This is a genomic window from Paraburkholderia acidiphila (genome assembly GCF_009789655.1).
Lineage (GTDB): Bacteria > Pseudomonadota > Gammaproteobacteria > Burkholderiales > Burkholderiaceae > Paraburkholderia > Paraburkholderia acidiphila.
This window is the reverse complement of record NZ_CP046911.1, coordinates 1110695-1126868: the sequence shown is the minus strand read 5'-3', so window position 1 is coordinate 1126868 and position 16174 is coordinate 1110695. Positions and strand designations below refer to the sequence as shown.

General features: G+C 62.5%; 16 protein-coding genes. 6 read left to right on the top strand and 10 right to left on the bottom strand.

Features of this window, described 5'->3' with window-relative positions; translation table 11 throughout:
* Positions 1-143: 143 nt before the first annotated feature.
* Positions 144-1070 carry a pyridoxal-phosphate dependent enzyme gene (locus FAZ97_RS29325; protein WP_158762227.1) on the bottom strand — a complete coding sequence of 309 codons (927 nt, stop codon included), beginning with the start codon at positions 1068-1070 and terminating at the stop codon, positions 144-146.
* A 126-nt stretch (positions 1071-1196) separates the two neighbouring features.
* Positions 1197-2015 (bottom strand): AraC family transcriptional regulator, encoded by an 819-nt coding sequence (locus tag FAZ97_RS29320; protein WP_158762226.1) that lies wholly within the window; start codon positions 2013-2015, stop codon positions 1197-1199.
* 288 nt (positions 2016-2303) lie between these two features.
* Here FAZ97_RS29320 and FAZ97_RS29315 point away from each other — a divergent pair, with 288 nt between their 5' ends.
* The gene (locus FAZ97_RS29315) at positions 2304-2927 is read left to right on the top strand and encodes an ABC transporter ATP-binding protein (protein ID WP_158762225.1); all 624 of its coding nucleotides are present in this window, start codon (positions 2304-2306) and stop codon (positions 2925-2927) included.
* Positions 2928-3163: 236 nt separating this feature from the next.
* Here FAZ97_RS29315 and FAZ97_RS29310 read toward each other — a convergent pair whose 3' ends face one another.
* Positions 3164-3430, bottom strand: a complete 267-nt coding sequence (locus FAZ97_RS29310; RefSeq protein WP_158762224.1) for a hypothetical protein — start codon at positions 3428-3430, stop codon at positions 3164-3166.
* 120 nt (positions 3431-3550) lie between these two features.
* Here FAZ97_RS29310 and FAZ97_RS29305 point away from each other — a divergent pair, with 120 nt between their 5' ends.
* Positions 3551-4081 carry an isochorismatase family protein gene (locus FAZ97_RS29305; protein ID WP_158762223.1) on the top strand — a complete coding sequence of 177 codons (531 nt, stop codon included), beginning with the start codon at positions 3551-3553 and terminating at the stop codon, positions 4079-4081.
* A 19-nt stretch (positions 4082-4100) separates the two neighbouring features.
* Here FAZ97_RS29305 and FAZ97_RS35635 read toward each other — a convergent pair whose 3' ends face one another.
* The 3 genes from FAZ97_RS35635 to FAZ97_RS29295 all read right to left on the bottom strand — a co-directional run bounded on the left by FAZ97_RS35635 (position 4101) and on the right by FAZ97_RS29295 (position 6497).
* Positions 4101-4223, bottom strand: coding sequence for a hypothetical protein (locus tag FAZ97_RS35635; RefSeq protein WP_267904750.1), 123 nt, complete (start codon positions 4221-4223; stop codon positions 4101-4103).
* A gap of 14 nt (positions 4224-4237) precedes the next feature.
* On the bottom strand, positions 4238-5467 hold the full coding sequence (locus tag FAZ97_RS29300; RefSeq protein WP_158762222.1) for an MFS transporter: 1230 nt from the start codon (positions 5465-5467) through the stop codon (positions 4238-4240).
* A gap of 112 nt (positions 5468-5579) precedes the next feature.
* Positions 5580-6497, bottom strand: a complete 918-nt coding sequence (locus tag FAZ97_RS29295) for a LysR substrate-binding domain-containing protein (protein ID WP_158762221.1) — start codon at positions 6495-6497, stop codon at positions 5580-5582.
* A gap of 95 nt (positions 6498-6592) precedes the next feature.
* Here FAZ97_RS29295 and FAZ97_RS29290 point away from each other — a divergent pair, with 95 nt between their 5' ends.
* The gene (locus FAZ97_RS29290) at positions 6593-7627 is read left to right on the top strand and encodes an alpha/beta hydrolase family protein (protein ID WP_158762220.1); all 1035 of its coding nucleotides are present in this window, start codon (positions 6593-6595) and stop codon (positions 7625-7627) included.
* Positions 7628-7669: 42 nt separating this feature from the next.
* On the opposite strand, the gene FAZ97_RS29285 is transcribed toward FAZ97_RS29290, so the two are convergent.
* Together FAZ97_RS29285 and FAZ97_RS35515 are read right to left on the bottom strand one after the other, a co-directional pair.
* Complete coding sequence (locus tag FAZ97_RS29285) at positions 7670-9043, bottom strand: LLM class flavin-dependent oxidoreductase (protein WP_158762219.1); 1374 nt, start codon at positions 9041-9043, stop codon at positions 7670-7672.
* 52 nt (positions 9044-9095) lie between these two features.
* Positions 9096-9287: a hypothetical protein gene (locus tag FAZ97_RS35515; RefSeq protein ID WP_233271868.1), complete on the bottom strand. Its 192-nt coding sequence runs from the start codon at positions 9285-9287 to the stop codon at positions 9096-9098.
* 371 nt (positions 9288-9658) lie between these two features.
* Here FAZ97_RS35515 and FAZ97_RS29275 point away from each other — a divergent pair, with 371 nt between their 5' ends.
* Positions 9659-11452, top strand: coding sequence for a B12-binding domain-containing radical SAM protein (locus FAZ97_RS29275; RefSeq protein ID WP_158762218.1), 1794 nt, complete (start codon positions 9659-9661; stop codon positions 11450-11452).
* Positions 11453-11498: 46 nt separating this feature from the next.
* Here FAZ97_RS29275 and FAZ97_RS29270 read toward each other — a convergent pair whose 3' ends face one another.
* Together FAZ97_RS29270 and FAZ97_RS29265 are read right to left on the bottom strand one after the other, a co-directional pair.
* Entirely contained in the window at positions 11499-12056 is a 558-nt protein-coding gene (locus FAZ97_RS29270; protein WP_158762217.1) for a sugar O-acetyltransferase, read from the bottom strand.
* A 39-nt stretch (positions 12057-12095) separates the two neighbouring features.
* The gene (locus FAZ97_RS29265; protein WP_158762216.1) at positions 12096-13994 is read right to left on the bottom strand and encodes a potassium transporter Kup; all 1899 of its coding nucleotides are present in this window, start codon (positions 13992-13994) and stop codon (positions 12096-12098) included.
* Positions 13995-14348: 354 nt separating this feature from the next.
* Between FAZ97_RS29265 and FAZ97_RS29260 the strand changes: the two genes are divergently transcribed.
* Together FAZ97_RS29260 and FAZ97_RS29255 are read left to right on the top strand one after the other, a co-directional pair.
* Complete coding sequence (locus tag FAZ97_RS29260; RefSeq protein ID WP_158762215.1) at positions 14349-15623, top strand: NRAMP family divalent metal transporter; 1275 nt, start codon at positions 14349-14351, stop codon at positions 15621-15623.
* A gap of 310 nt (positions 15624-15933) precedes the next feature.
* A complete protein-coding gene (locus FAZ97_RS29255; protein ID WP_158762214.1) occupies positions 15934-16155 on the top strand; it encodes a hypothetical protein in 222 nt (73 codons plus the stop codon).
* The last annotated feature ends 19 nt before the right edge of the window (positions 16156-16174 follow it).

Genomic DNA, 16174 nt, shown 5'->3' with positions numbered 1-16174 from the left:
ACAGCGCGTCCCCTCAACTTGATGAAAGTAAGGTTGACGCCGCGGCATATCTAGAACCCAATCATTGGGCGCAGGAGATACCAACCTGCGACTCTATTTTCGGCGGACAGGATTTTATCGTTTCCACCGTTACCTGCACAAGGTCACGCGCGGCCGGCCTGGGCTGCCCACGTGCGGATCTGATCGATGGTCGCCGTGGCGCCGCCGCAGACGATAACCAGAATCTTGCTGTAGCCGGCCAGCGCCGGATGCCTGTCATAGGCGACAGACAGCGCCGCGCCGCAAGCCGGCTCGACCAGAATGCGGTGATCCGCAAGAAAGCGCTCGCAGGCTGCGAGTGCGCTGTAGTCGGACACGACGAGGCTGTGTACGGGGTGTTCGCGCGCGCAATGCAACGCCTGTTCGCACACCCGCTTCGCGCCGAGCGACGTGGCGACGCTGGAGATACATGGCAGCTCCACCGGATGACCCGCCGCGAGCGCTGCATGGAACGAAGCGGCGCCTTCGGTTTCCACAGCCAGCACGGGCACATCGTGCCAGCGATTGCGCTGCAGGCCTTCCACGACGCCGGACAGGAGACCGCCGCCGCCGACGGAAAGCACCACGGCGTCCGGTTTGAAGCGGGCGTGGGCAACTTCGTCGATCAACGTGGCATGACCGTGCCATAGCAAGGGGTCGTCAAAGGGATGCACGAACGCATCTGTTGCGCCGAGCAGCGTTTGCGCGAACTGGTTCGCTTCTTGCCAGGAGCTGCCGTGCACCACCACCTCGGCACCTTCCAGGCGGAGCAGTTCCTTGGCGCGCGCCGTTGTCGTTTCCGGTACCACCACGACAACGGGCATACCCAGGCGTCGACCCGCATAGGCAACGGCAAGACCCGCATTGCCCCCGGAGGAAGAAACGAAACGCTGCGCGCCGCGGCTCTGATGGACGGCGCACGCGTGGCCGATGCCCCGGATCTTGAACGATCCGCAAGGCTGTAGCGCGTCGAGCTTGAGCCACACGGATTGGTCACCGAGGGCGCTCAAGGCGCGCGATTCCATCAAAGGCGTTTCAAAGTGCAGAGTCATTGCAATGGGCTTCCAGGTTTGCGATCGGACCACCGGATACCGAACGGACTTCCGCCGATCCTAAAGAGGAAGGGCAGGATTGGCTTGTAAAAAATTGCCGCGTGCGATGCGCGCACGCGCGTCGGCTCAGTATGCGGATGGGGCCACGCCAAACGCTTGACGGAACGCCTTGTTGAAATGGCTTTGGTCGTAGAACCCGACACCCTGGGCGACTTCGGCAATGGTTCGTTTGCCCCCTGCCAGCAAGGCACAAGCCTGTTCCAGACGCAGACGAAGCAGCCACGCGTGAGGCGTCATGCCAACGGTCTGCTTGAATCGGCGCAAGAAAGGAAAACGCCCCAGCCCGCACAAGGCGGCGAGGTCGTCGAGGGTGATCTTCTCGGCGAGATGGAACAGGCAATAGTCTTTGAGCCGTTGCCGATGCACTGGAGAGAGTGTCGCATTAGCCCCGTTGACGGCTATCGGCTTGATCGCGCCGGACCGGTTGAACAGGCAGTACAGCAGGGACAACCATTCCGACTGCACGGACAGCGACGAAGCGTCCGGCGACAATTGCATCGCCTCGTGAAGCTGCAACAATTGCGCGGCCAGCGCAGGATCCTCGAGCATCATGCTTTTCAGCTCGGGCTCGCGAGCCGAGCCCGTTAGCTCGGTTGCAACGCGTTGCAGCAGGTCTCGGGACAGTCTGAATGTCTTCAGCGTATAAGCGCTGCCGCATTCCCCGGCTCCATCGTGGACCTCACCGGGCGGCATCACGGAAATGCGGCCTGGCCCGAGCAGGAACGCGTCTGCGTTGACGCGTTGGCGCTGAACCCCTTCGGTTACGAGCCCGATGTGATAGTCAAGATGGTAATGCCGCTCGAAACGGAACGCCTCGAAACGCCCAGCACCAAGAACCAGCCCCGGAAGGCCGGCGAGCCGCTTGTACTCCACGCCATCGCTCATTTCAGATCACGAAGTCACTATTGCGCCAGATTGAAGGGGGCGCACCAGACTCCGGGCGTCGGGGCGCTTACCGGTGCGAAACGACGAGTATAGGCCAGCGCCGAGGGGAGTCCGGCAATGAAATAAATACGAAAGCCAGGCGTTGGCGCGGTTGTTGCGTCGCAGCCGACGTGGCACGATATCGGCTCTGTCCAGTTCACGGATTCACGACTGCCTCATCATGCTGGCAGCGATGTGGGTCGCGCTCGTCCGGCGCGCCTGGCATTGGCTTATTTGATTGACTCCACCATGCTTCGATTCGAGAACCTCAGCAAACGCTTTGGCAAGCGCGTTATCTTCCAGGGACTGCATCACGATATCCGCGCGGGATGCGTGGCGCTTTGCGATGAAAACGGCAGTGGCAAGTCCACATTGCTCGGCATCCTTGCCGGCGCGATCGATGCCGACGAAGGGGAGGTATGGCTCGGCGGCCATTCCTTGCGTAGCGCGCCGCTCGAGGCGAAATCCGCCCTGGCCTATGTGCCCGACGACTGTATGGCGTATCCGCTCCAAACCGGCCGGGCGTTTCTCGAACTCGTGGCGTCGGCAAAGAAAACAGCCGTCGACGCGCGCACGCTCGATCTCGCGGACCGCTTTGGCCTCACGCCGCATCTTGAGAAACGTTTCGAGCAGATGTCGCTCGGCACCCGCAAGAAAATCTTCCTGACGGCGACGACGCTGGGCAAGCCCGCCGTCGTTATCGCGGACGAACCAGGCAACGGGCTCGACGCCGCTGCGCGCGCGGTTCTCATCGATCTTTTCAAGAGTCTGGGCAAGGAGAGCGCAGTCTTCTTTTCGAGCCACGATTTGCGGCTTGCGCGAGCTTGCGAAGCGACGCTCACCAGTTTCGCCGAACTGGGGGCGGCCGCGTAAGCGCGAACACACCCGGCGCGCGCGCGAGTGTCAGAAGGTCGAGGCACGTCGACTCAACGCAACCAGATCGCTGGCCTCGCCACGCGGCGTGCCATAACTAATCTGGAATCCGAAGGATGTCGAGGCCGCGCCGTTCCGGCAAGACGCCCAGGCGTAGCCCGAAAGCCCACTGTTTCCAGCAGGCTTTGATTCGAGCATCGGCAGCGGAGCGTCCGGCAGGACGGCGCGCGGGCTACTTAGTGCCCGTGCGCCTCGCGCAATCCGGCATCCTTTTCGAGTCGGCGACCGTGAGTGCCGACGTGGAATCCCGCTGAAATCACAAAGAGGACTCCGGCGAAAGGCCAGATATAGATAGCCAGCGAGAAGCAAAGCCAACAAGCTTCTTGTGGCGGATACGCCTGGAGCGCCCAGACAAGACTGGCAACTGGCAACAGCATCAGACACAACGCCGACCGGGTGAGAAACGTGGCGGCTCTTGCTTTCTTTAGCGTCTCTGCTTGCATGCCTGGCTCCATAGGGAATGGCATTGGGATATAGAGTCGCACGGCGACCATTTGTCGCATACTTAGTAATATCCCTGGCAGGTGCTATGGTGCGCAGCGCAATTTCTAAAAGGATTCGTAATGCTACATAGTCATTCCGAATCGATCGTAGTTCTGATCGACTTGCAAACGAGACTAATGCCTGCGATTCACGAAAGCGCATCGGTAGTCGCTCAAGCCGTTCGGCTCGGGCGCATTGCCAAAGGGCTCGATGTTCCCGTTATCGGGACAGAACAGAATCCGGCCGCACTTGGCGAGAATGCGAAGGAAATAAAAGACCTGTGCGCGATGACTGTTGCGAAGCACCATTTCGACGCTACAGCCGACGGTTTGATTAACGCACTGCCTGAAGATCGAACCCGAGTTGTCGTTGCGGGATGCGAGGCGCATGTCTGTGTGCTGCAAACGGCAATCGGTTTGCTGCATCGCGGCTTATCGGTCACAGTCGTTATCGATGCGGTGGGTTCGCGAACAATCGTCGATAAAGACACGGCAATTGCGCGGTTGCGCCAGGCGGGTGCGGACGTGGCAACGGTCGAGATGGTCGCGTTCGAGTGGTTGCGTTCGAGCGACCATCCGCGATTCCACGACATGCTTGCGCTGATCAAATAATTCCCGGCACGCTGCGCGGTCATCGGCAAAACGCGGCGCCGGTGAGCAACGCAAGCAACGTCGCGGGCGACAGATAATCGATAAACGTCAAAACAATTAGCATGGCGAATGAAACAGCCAGCATGACCTGCATGATGCGCACGGCCAACCTCTCGCTCACGAAGGTTGGCCCGCGATCATGGCGCGCGGCGCGACCCGCTCGTCGTCGATCGGCAAGTGCATGACGCCGGCCATGATGCCGAGCGCAATCGAGCCTTGCCAAAGCAGGTCGTAGCTATGCGTCGCGTCGAACACGACCCCGCCTAGCCAGACGCCAAAGAAGCTCCCGATCTGATGGCCGAGAAACACGAAGCCGAAGAGCGTCGAGATAAAGCGCACGCCGAACATCTGCGCAACGATCCCGCTTGTCAGCGGCACGGTGCCGAGCCACATGAATCCCATTGCGAACGCAAACACATAGAGTGTGAGGGGCGAGAGCGGCAAGGCGAGGAATAGCGCCATCACGCCGGCCCGCGCGAAGTAGATGCCCGAGAGCAGATATTTGCGGCGCAGAAAGCCGCCTGCGTAGCCGCACAAAAACGTGCCCGCTGTGTTGGCCAGCGCAATCAGTGCGAGCACGAGGCTCGCTTCGCGCGCGCTCATGCCTTTATCGAGCAAATAAGCGGGCAGGTGCGCGCCGATGAACGCGAGCTGGAAGCCGCACGACAAAAAGCCCAGATTCAGCAGCCAGAATCCGCGATGCGCAAACGCTTCTGCCACGGCGCGGCGCAGCGTGTCGTGCGAATCGGCGGCGCCGCTGCGCGCCATCGGTCGATCGCGCAGCCATGCCGCGAGCGGCGCGCTCGCCAGCATCACGGCCGCAAGCACGAGAATGGCCGTCACCCAGCCGAATCTGCCGATCATCCCTTGTGTGAGCGGCACGACGCAGAACTGGCCAAGGCCGCCGAACATGCCTGCCACGCTCAGCGCCCAGCTACGCTGGTCGGCCGCGAATAGCCGGGAAAGCGCGCCGTAGACTGCACCGAACGCCGTTCCGGACAATGCCACGCCGAGCACCACGCCCACGCCGAACGTGTAGACACCGGGCGTTGCGCTCAGCGCCATCATCGCGAGGCCGAGCGCGTAAAGCAGGGTGCCCGCGAAGATCACGCGCGCAGAACCGAAGCGGTCGGAGATCATGCCGGTGAGCGGCTGTGCAATGCCCCACAGCAAGTTTTGCAACGCGAGCGCGAGACCGAACGTCTCACGCGACCAGCCGCGATCGAGCGTGACAGGCAGCAGAAAGAGCCCTTGCACGTTGCGCGCGCCCAGCGCCGCGCCCATCACCACGCCACCCGCAAGCACGGGCAGCCAGCGGCGGCGCCATGCATCGTCCATACCGGTCATCGTTCGCCTCCTCGCGCTGGGCGCTGCGCTGTCGCGCAGCGTCGCGCCTAGTAGAGCGCGGCATGGCGGGTCGGCTCAAGCGAGTTTTTCGCATGCTTCGCATGCGTTATGCTCATGTGATCTGGCTTTGGCGAGCCTGTTCGACAATCCAGTCGATGACGGCGCTCACGTCGTCGCGCGGGGTTTCGTCGGCCTGATGCAGCCAGTAGGCGTAGCCGGTCGGGCCCACGGCGCGCGCATTGCCGATGGCGGCCAGCCTGCCGTCGGCAAGCAGCGGCTGAACGAGCGCGAGCCGCCCGAGCGCAATGCCGCGGCCGGCAATCGCGGCCTGAATGACCTGATCGTACTGGTTGAAACGCAGCACGCCGCGAAGCGGTGCGCCGTCGAGGCCGCGCGCGCCCAGATGATCCGCCCAGCGAAGCATCGGGCGGCGCACCCCTTCGAACTCGAGCAGTACGTGGCGCGCGAGCGTGACCGCGTCGAGCTTCTTGACGTTCAAAGAGGGATGCGCGACCGGCAGGACGTATTCGTCGTAAAGGTGCGCCGCGTGCCCCGACGCCTCCGGAGCCATGCGGGCGGGCGCGTAGCGCAGCGCGAGATCGATGCCTTCGGCGCGCAGGTCGAGCACCTTCTCGGATGTCGCGATGCGCAGATCGATATCGGGAAGCAGGCGTTGCAGCTCACCGATACGCGGCAGCAGCCAAAGGCCGGCAATCCCGATGCTGGCGGTGATCGTCACCGGCTGGCGCTGCGGCACAGCCAGTGCGCCCACGATCTCCTGCATCTGCTGGACCGCGCTGTCCGCCACGCGCAGCAGGCGCTCGCCTTCCGGCGTGAGCGAGATCGAACGATAGCCGCGGTTGAAGAGGCGCACGCCCAGTGCTTCCTCGAGCGCAGCGATCTGGCGGCTCACGGCGGATTGCGTCACGCACAGGTCGTCGGCGGCGAGCGTGATGCTCATGCGCCGGCCAACTGCCACGAAACCGCGGATGAGGTCGAGGGGAGGGAGTTTCACGAGCGGCACTGACATGCGTAATCCTCATGCGAAAGCTGCTGAAAGATTGATTGAACCGGCGGCCTGGGTCAAGTGAAATCGACGTTGCGCTGACTTCATGGAGCACGCTCATGCGTTCAACCGATCCCGGCGGGCCGCGTCCTCTCGCCGTCGCCATTGCCGCCGCCGACGGCTTTGTCCTGCGCGCCTATGTGTGGCGCCGCCACGCGCGGCTGAACACGGACGAGCCGCGTCCCGTCGTCATCGTCAATTCGGCCACGTCGGTGCGCTGCCATTACTATTTCCGCTTTGGTGCGTGGCTGCACGAGCAGGGCTTCGACGTGCTCGTCTACGATTACCGTGGCATTGGCGCTTCGCAGCCCGTTGCGCTCGCAACGCTCGATGCGAGCTGGCTGGAGTGGGGCGAACGCGATTTCGAAGCGGTGCTGCGCTACGTGCGTAGCACGTTCCCCGGGCAACCCATCGATGTCGTGGGCCATAGCATCGGCGGCTTCCTGATCGGGCTCGCGCCGTCGAATCATCTTGTTCGCCGCGTTTTCACAGTGGGCACGCAGTACGCGTACTGGCGCGACTACGCGCCGCGCAGCATGCCGCTCATGCTCTGGAAGTGGCACGTCGTCATGCCCGTTTTGACCTGCCTGAAGGGCTATTTCCCCGCTTCGTGGTTCGGATGGATGGAGGACACGCCGCGCGGCGTCGTGAACATCTGGAGCCGGGGCCGCGCCCGCTTTGAAGATACGCTTCGCAAGGGCTCGCTCGCGCGCACGCCGCAAGAGCGCGCCGAGATTGTTGCTCGCTTTGGCGGTCTGCGCGCGCCCATTCTTGCCGTCAGCTTCCCCGATGACCCGTTCGCCACGATCCGGGCGATCGAGCGCACGCTGCGATATTTCACGCATAGCGACTCGACACATCTACGCATCGCGCCCGCTTCGGTCGGCGAGCGCAGTATCGGGCACTTCGCATTTTTTCACTCGCGATTCGAGCGCAGCTTGTGGCCCGTCCCGTGGCATTGGCTGACCGATGGAAACGTCATCGCGGCGACCCCGGCGGCAACGCATCCGGGTCCGAGCCATGCCGTGCCTGGCGCCCCGCCAATGGGCACGCGCAAAGAGGCGTGTGCTGTGGCGCCCGCTGGGAAAGTTTGAATGCCGCGCAACGCGCCAAGCGTTGCGCGCCGACGAACAGAATCAGGAAGCGACGCGCAACGCGTCTTCCTGTTGCGTGGCGAAGCGGTTCGCCGGACGGGGTAAGCCAAGATGCTCGCGCAACGTGCGCCCCGTATATTCGGTGCGAAAGAGTCCGCGCCGCTGCAATTCGGGCACCACGTACTGCGCGAATTCGTTGAGGCCGCCCGGCAGCCACGGCGACATGATATTGAAGCCGTCGGCCCCTTCCTCCTCGTACCATTGCTGGAGCTGGTCGGCAATGCTTTGCGGCGTGCCGATCACCTGTTGATGCCCGCGCGCGCCCGCAATGCGCAGGTAAAGATCGCGTATGGTGAGGTTGTCGCGCCGCGCGAGATCGAGCAGCAGGCGTTGACGGCTCTTGCCGCCGTTGGTTTCCGGCAGGTCGGGCACCGGGCCGTCCACGGGATACTGCGAGAGGTCGAGGCCACCCGACATGTTCGAGAGCAGTTGCAGTCCCACGCTCGGATGGATCAGTGCCTGCAGCGCGTCGAACTTCTCCTGTGCTTCTTCCTGCGTGCGGCCGATCACGGGGAAAATGCCGGGCATGATCTTGAGATGCTCGGGGCGGCGGCCATAACGCGCGAGGCGCCCCTTCACGTCGCGATAGAACTGCTTCGCTTCATCGAGCGTTTGATGCGCAACGAAGATCACTTCGGCAGTTTGCGCCGCGAGTTCCCGGCCGGCTTCGGAAGCGCCCGCCTGCACCACAACGGGCCAGCCTTGCGGCGAACGCGCGACGTTCAGCGGTCCGCGCACCTTGAAATGTTTGCCGCGATAGTTCAGCGTGTGCAGCTTCTCCGGGTCGAAGTAGATGCCGCTCGCCTTGTCGCGGACAAAGGCGTCGTCCTCCCAGCTATCCCAAAGCCCGGAGACCACGTCGTAGAACTCTTTCGCGCGCTCGTAGCGCACGGCGTGATCGAGATGCTTGTCGAGGCTGAAGTTGTGCGCTTCGGTCTCGGTGCTCGAGGTCACGAGATTCCAGCCCGAGCTTCCGCCGCTCAGATAGTCGAGCGAGGCGAATTTGCGGGCCACGTTGTAGGGCTCGTTGAACGAAGTCGATACGGTGGCGATGAGCCCGATGTGTTGGGTTACGACCGATAGCGCGGCAAGCAGCGTGATCGGCTCGAAATGATCGGCGCGCGCGGTGCGCGAGAGCGAGGGTACATGGGTGTCGCGCACGCTCACGCTATCGGCGAAAAAGATCGCGTCGAATTTGGCGCGCTCGGCTGTTTGCGCCAGTTCGGCGTAGTGCGCGAAATCGAGGCCGCCGGCGGCGTGTGCATCGGGATGGCGCCACGCGGCGATATGGTGGCCCGTCTCCATCAGGAAGGCGCCAAGGCTCAATTGGCCAGGGCGTCGCGATGCTGCGCTCATGTGTGCTCCTCGAATCGTGGTAGGCGTTCGCTTTGGTGTGGACTGCAACGGATTAATGCGCGAGCGGCTTGTGCGCCGTGGCGATGATCATGCGCCGCGTGAGCGCGTAGCCGAGTGCGCCGCGATGCGCTTCGAGCGCTTTCGCGAGCCGTTGCCGACCGTGATGAAACTGGCGAACGCCAGGCCGGTCGCAGGCTTCGATCAGCGTGGCGGAGTCGAGGTGAAGGCTGGGCGCGTTCGACATATCGTGGTCCTGACCAAAGTTTGGCAGAGCCATTCTTGCCGATCGGTTTTCTTACCACAAACAAGCAATTGAGCTATGCATAGTTGCGCGAGTGCGTTCGCGTATCTACGTATTGCGCAAATGTGCCATTGCCCGATTGGAATATCGTCCTGGTGCGCGAGGCATGGTGCATCTAACAGGCCATGCTCGATGCATTTGCGCTTGCGCTGGATCCTCGCAACCTGGCGCCCGCGGGATTGTAAACACAATGGAGGGCGAGACAGGTAGGATGCGGGTTGTTGTGCTGCTTGCCAGTTCACGATCGCTCTCCTTTCTGAAGATGGGCGACCTTCGCGGTTTTGTGACTTCCAGACAGGGACACAGAGCAGACCATGGATACGACGCACTCGATTGCTGACGGTACCCGCTTCTCTCTCGTCCTCATCAAGCCGACCCATTACGACGACGAAGGCTACCCGATCCAGTGGCTGCGCTCGGTCATGCCTTCCAATACGCTCGCTTGTATGTATGCGCTCGCTGATGACGCGCGAAAGCGAGCGCTGCTGGGCCCTCACGTCCAGTTCGAGATCGAAACATGCGACGAAACCAACCAGCGGGTGTGGCCGGAGCGCATCATTCGCGACCTGAAGGCAAAGGGCGGGAGATCGATGATTGGTCTGGTCGGTGTCCAGTCGAACCAGTACCCGCGAGCACTCGACCTCGCCCGCCAGTTCCGTGCCGCTGGCTTGCCAGTCGCGATCGGCGGCTTCCACGTTTCGGGCTGTATCTCCATGCTGCCCGAGATGCCCGCGGAGCTTACGGAAGCGCAAGCAATGGGCGTGGCGCTCTTCGCTGGGGAGGCCGAAGAACGGCGGTTCGATGAGGTCCTTCTCGACGCGTGGAAGGGTGCCATGAAGCCTTTGTATAATTTCATGGACGCGTTGCCCTCGCTCGAAGGGGCTCCCCAGCCCTTCTTGCCGCGCAAGCATATCGAACGCACGGCAGGGACGTATACATCGGTCGACCTCGGTCGTGGTTGCCCGTATCAGTGCTCGTTTTGTACCATCATCAACGTGCAGGGGCACAAGAGCCGCTTTCGCACGCCCGACGATCTCGAGAAGATCATCCGCGAAAACGCCAAACAGGGCATCGACCGCTTCTTCATCACCGATGATAATTTCGCCCGCAACCACGACTGGGAAATCCTTCTCGACCGTGTCATCGAACTGCGGGAAAAGGCGGGCATTCACTGCGGCTTCACGATCCAGGTCGACACGCTCTGTCACAAGATCCCCGGCTTCATCGAGAAGGCAACACGCGCGGGTGTGCGTCGCGTGTTCATCGGGCTTGAGAATATCAATCCCGAGAATCTGATCGCGGCGAAGAAGCGGCAGAACAAGATCACGGAATACCGCGCCATGCTGCAGCAGTGGCGCGCCCACGGCGCGATTACCTACGCTGGCTATATCATCGGATTCCCGGCGGACACGAAAGAATCGATCCTGCGCGACATCGAGATCATCAAGCGCGAATTGCCCATCGACATTCTCGAATTCTTCATGCTGACTCCGCTTCCGGGCTCCGAGGATCATCAGACGATGGTCAGGAACGGCGAATGGATGGACCCGGACATCAACAAATACGACACCAACCACCGGGTCACGCACCACCCAAAAATGTCGGACGCCGAATGGGAAGAGGCGTATCGGTGCGCGTGGAGCGCGTTCTACTCGTACGAGCATATCCGCACGATCGTCAAGCGGGCAGCGCAGATTCCGAACGGCAGACCGAAGACGATCATGCGCACCATCGCCTGGTTCAGACTGATGATCGAGCACGAGGGTGTGCATCCGCTCGAAGGGGGCGCCCTGCGGATGAAGCACCGCCGCGACCGCCGTTGGGGACTGCCGGTCGAATCGCCGCTTCGCTTCTATCCGCGCTTCTGGAGCGAGACCGCGGTCAAGCTGACAAAATATCTGCGCTTCTACCTCAGGACAGAGGCAACGCTCAGGGCTGTCATGAAGGCGCCGGATCGTTACGCCTACACGGATATCGCCATCACGCCGCTGCAGGAGGAGGAGTTCGAGCAGCTTGGACTCTTTCACGCCACGAGCGGCGGCGAGGCCGCGCTGGCCGTCCACCACCGGCGTATTGCCATCCGGTCAGCGGGCCCGTCTACGGCGTGATTTCGTGAACCCGCGACAACGGGAGCCCAAGCCGGGCGGTACGCGCTTACTCCGCAATCGAACGAATGACACGCGCGGGATTGCCGCCGACCAGCGTATTCGGGGGAACGTTGCTCGTGACCACCGATCCCGCCGCCACGACCGAGTTTTCGCCGACCGTCACACCGCCGATGACGGTCGCGCCGGCGGCGATCCAGACGTTCCTCCCGATCGCAATGGGCTTGGCGATGACGCCGTCGCGCCGTCGGGAAGGTGCGACGGGATGGCCGGAGGTGATGAGGCTCACATTCGGGCCGATCATCACGTCGTCGGCAATGTCGAGGCCGCCCAGGTCATAGAACGTGCAATTCTGGTTGATGAACACATTGCGACCAACGCGGATATCGACGCCACCTGTCGTGTAGAACGGCGGAATCAATAGCACGCTGTCGTCGACCTTCTTGCCGATGAGCTCGCTAAACAAGGCCCGGACTTCATCGGCGTCGTTGAAGGTCAACCGGTTCATCGCGGCGGTGATCGCCATCGCGCGGTTGAGGTTGGCGGTCATGGCCGCGGATTCCGCTGTTCTCCTCGGAATGATCGTGGTGCGCTCATCATTCGCCATGCGTTGTTTTGCTCCTGTGATACGCCGGATCGTGGGCCTTTAGAGGTTGATCTGTCCACCCATCTCCACAACCCGGTTCGCGGGCAGGCTGTAATACTCGGCCGCCTGCGCCGCGTTGCGCGCCATGAACGCGAACAGCTTCTCGCGCCATAACGACATGCCTTTGCTCTGAGCCGATGCGAGGATCGTGTCGCGGGCCAGGAAAAATGATGTGGCTGCGGGCTCATACTGCCAGGTGGGTATCTGCTTTTGCACGAGCAGAAGCAGTGCCGGGACGTTGGGCAATTCCATGAAACCGTGGCGTGCCGCGACCGCGTAGCAGCCGTACCCAAGATCGCTAACCGAGACTTTCTCGCTTTCTGGCACGTGCGGAACGTTTTCCGTCGTGCCGGCCAGGAAGATGTTGGTCTCGTGCATCACGCCGTTATGCTTGAGATTGTGCATGAACGCGCTCGGCGTCATGCCGGGCACACCGCCGGGAAACACCGCCGTTCCGCCCACGCGCGGAGGCGGGTGCGATCCCGCACACAACGACTGGATGAATTCGGGCAATGGCAGGTTGTCGCTTTTCACGCGTTCGACAACCAGTTCGCGCCCGCGATGCCATGTCGTCATGACGGTGAACAGCACGCCGCCTGCCAGCAGCGGAAACCAGCCGCCATCGAGGACCTTGCCCGCATTACTCGCAACGAAGATCGCATCCACGATGGCCAGCGGTCCGATCACCGCCACCGTTGCGACCGGCTTCCAGTTCCACAGGCAGTGCGTGATGAAATACATGAGCAGCGTCGTTAGCAGCATCGTCGAGGCGACGGCAATGCCATAAGCGGCCGCGAGATTGTCGGACGAACGGAAGAACACGACGAGGAATACGACCGCCGCATAGAGCGAGATGTTGATGAACGGCACGTAGACCTGACCCACTTCATGCGTCGACGTGTGAATCACAGGAATGCGGGGCAGCAAGCCCAGTTGGACCGCCTGCTTCGTCATGGAAAACGCGCCGGAAATGACGGCTTGCGAAGCGATGATCGTCGCCGCCGTTGCCAGCAGCACCAACGGAAGCAGTGCCCAGCCCGGCGCCAGCGAAAAGAATGGCTGCGTGAGCGCCGAAGGCGTCGAGAGCACGAGGGCGGCCTGGCCGAAGTAGTTGAGAATGAGGCTTGGCAGGACCAGCAGGAGCCACGCGAGCCGGATGGGTGTCTTGCCGAAGTGCCCCATGTCCGCATAGAGCGCTTCGCCTCCCGTCAAGGCGAGAAACACGGAGCCGAGCACGACGAACGCCGTACCGGGTGCGTGCGCAACGAAGCTCAATGCGTAAGACGGCGAAGCGCCGCGCAGTATGCCGGGGTTGTGTGCGATATGAAAAACGCCGAGCACGGCAAGGGTCAAGAACCATACGACCATGACCGGTCCGAACACCTTTCCGACCGTGGCTGTGCCGTGTTTTTGAAGCTTGAACAGCCCGGTCAGGATAACGAGTGAGATGGGCACGACCCACCTGGCCAGGTTGGGATCCACGAGTTCGACGCCTTCCACTGCCGAGATGACCGAGATCGCTGGCGTGATCATCGAGTCGCCGTAAAACATCGCGGCGCCGAAAACGCCGAGCGTCAGGAGGACGGTGCGCAGCCGCACGGGCGCTACGCGAGCGGCCAACGCAGTCAGCGCCAGAATGCCGCCTTCGCCGTCGTTGTCCGCGCGCATGACGAAGCTCACGTACTTGAGCGTCACGACAACGATGATCGACCAGAGAATCAGCGAAACGATCCCGAACAGGTTGGTCTGGCTAATTCCACCGGCGGCTTTCAGGCATTCGCGCAATGTGTAGAGCGGGCTCGTTCCAATGTCGCCGAAAACCACGCCTATGGCGCCCAGAATCAGGGCGGGGGGAACGTCTGCGGTTTGAGTGGAGGAACGCGCGGGTATGGAGGCCATGGGTAAGGAAAATAAAATTCAACGTCCCTCGGGACGGGGCGTGGCTTGAAACGTCGGGCCTCTTCTCGCGGCTCGCGGCTCGCGCGGGCAACGCGGCGTCACGAAGGCTGCGATCGGGAGACAGGGGGCGGGTCTGCAACGTCCGCCTCGTTCGAGCGGGCGTCCGGTTGCCGGAGATTCCATATCCCCCAGATTGCAATCAGAAGGCCCCCGCCAAAGCCGCAGCCCAGAAGGAGCCAGGTCATCGTCATGTCGTATCCCCAAAGTCTGGTCGATTGCGCGGCGGGACAGCGCGTCCTGACTCGCACGCTACAATCGCTCGACAGATACTACAGGCGCATCCTTTCAGAACGCATGACTTGTCTCCCGACGCTCAAGGAAACCGTTTCGCGAGGACTGCGCCGGCTCGCGCTGTGGGGCCCCGGGCTCCTCGTCATGTTGGCCGACTGCGACGCCGGAAACGTCGTGACGGCCGCACAGGCGGGCGCGCAAACGGGGCTGCGGCTCTTGCCCGTGCTGCTCGCGCTTGTCCCGCTGCTCTACATGGTTCAGGAACTGACCGTGCGTCTCGGCATCTTCACCGGGCGCGGCTATGGCGAACTCATCCGCTCGCGCTTCGGACCGGTTTGGGCGACGCTGGCCGCGGCCGGACTGGTCGTGGCGGTGCTGGGGTCGCTCGTGACAGAGTTCACTGGCGTTGCTGGCGTGGGGGAAATGTATGGCGTGTCGCGCTCCGTCACGCTGCCGCTGGCCGTCATCCTGTTGACAGGCATCGTGCTCACCGGCTCGCATAAACGCGTCGACCGGATCGCCATTGCGATCGGCGCGTTTGCGCTGACGTTTTTCGCCGTCGCCTGGAGTGCGCGCCACCAGCTGCAGGTCATGGTCCCGCAGATGACTCACCTCGCAGCTGGCGGGCGGCAAGCCGGCTACCTGGCCGCGGCGCTCATTGGCGCGACGTTCAATCCGTGGATGGTGTTCTATCAGCAGTCGGCGGTCGCGGACAGCCTCACGGCAAAGGACTTCACATCGGCGCGCGTCGAGACGGCAGTCGGCGCGGTCCTCACGCAATTGCTCACGGCAGCGGTGCTCGTCGCTGCGGCCGCAACGTTGTCGGCGCATGGTGAGCCGCGCTCCCTCGACAGCATCGGCGAAATCAGCAATGCGCTCGTTGCCGTAACGGGCCCGTTTGCGGGCCGATTGCTATTTGGCGCGGGCGTGCTCGGCGCGGCGCTGGTGGCAGCCATCGTGAGTTCTCTCGCGCTCGCGTGGGGGCTCGGCGATGTGTTCGGGTACAGAGCGTCTCTGGAGGATCGTCCGGACCGGGCGCCCTGGTTTTATGGCGCGTATGCGCTGGCTGTTGCGGGCAGTGCATGGGCCGTCTGGCTCGCGCCCGACCTCGTTTCCCTGAACGTTGCGGCGCAGGTGATCAACACGTTGATGTTGCCGCTCGTGTTGGGTTTGCTCGTTGCCCTCAGCGTGACCGTGTTGCCGCAACGCTATCGGCCTCGCGGCGTGTATCTGTGGCTCGTAGTTTTCGTGGGCGCGGTCGTGTGTGCCGCGGGTGCCTGGGGCGCTGCGCAGGGGCTGCGTCCTTCGCCGGCGATGCCGGGCTTACGGATCCTTTGACAAGCGGGAGTCGATGGCAGCGAGCACGAGCTATGCGCGGAGCTCGGACGTTTCCATTCATTCGGCGCCTGGTGCGGCGCATCAGCCCGGGTTGTCCAGCGTGGGTTTCCGGCTTTCTGTTGTTTTGTTGCTATCTTGCTGAAATCGCGTTTGCAAAAGGCTTTTCTGTCTATAGTTAAAGTGCTTTCTCAAGCACTTGATGCGGCGCGGTAAAAATTGCGCCGTGCACCAAGGGCGCCCGGTTTGTGCAGCGTGTTTTCGTCGCTTTCGCGGAACACCCGCCAAACCAAACGATGTCTGGGAGGCCCAGATGAGACGCACGAAGACGCAGTCACTGCGTTATCAGGTCGAAAAATGGCTGTCACCCACCACGCCGGTGCATGTCACCGCGTTTGGCCATACCCCTTCAGGCAAGGCGCGCTATGTGTGCGTGGAGACGCGCCAGACAACGGGGTTTCATGCGTTGTTCTTCTTTCAGCACGACGACGGTTACTGGAATGTGTTTCCTCCCGTGGGTGAGGAGGCGCTGTGACGTGCGATAGATGGTTAGG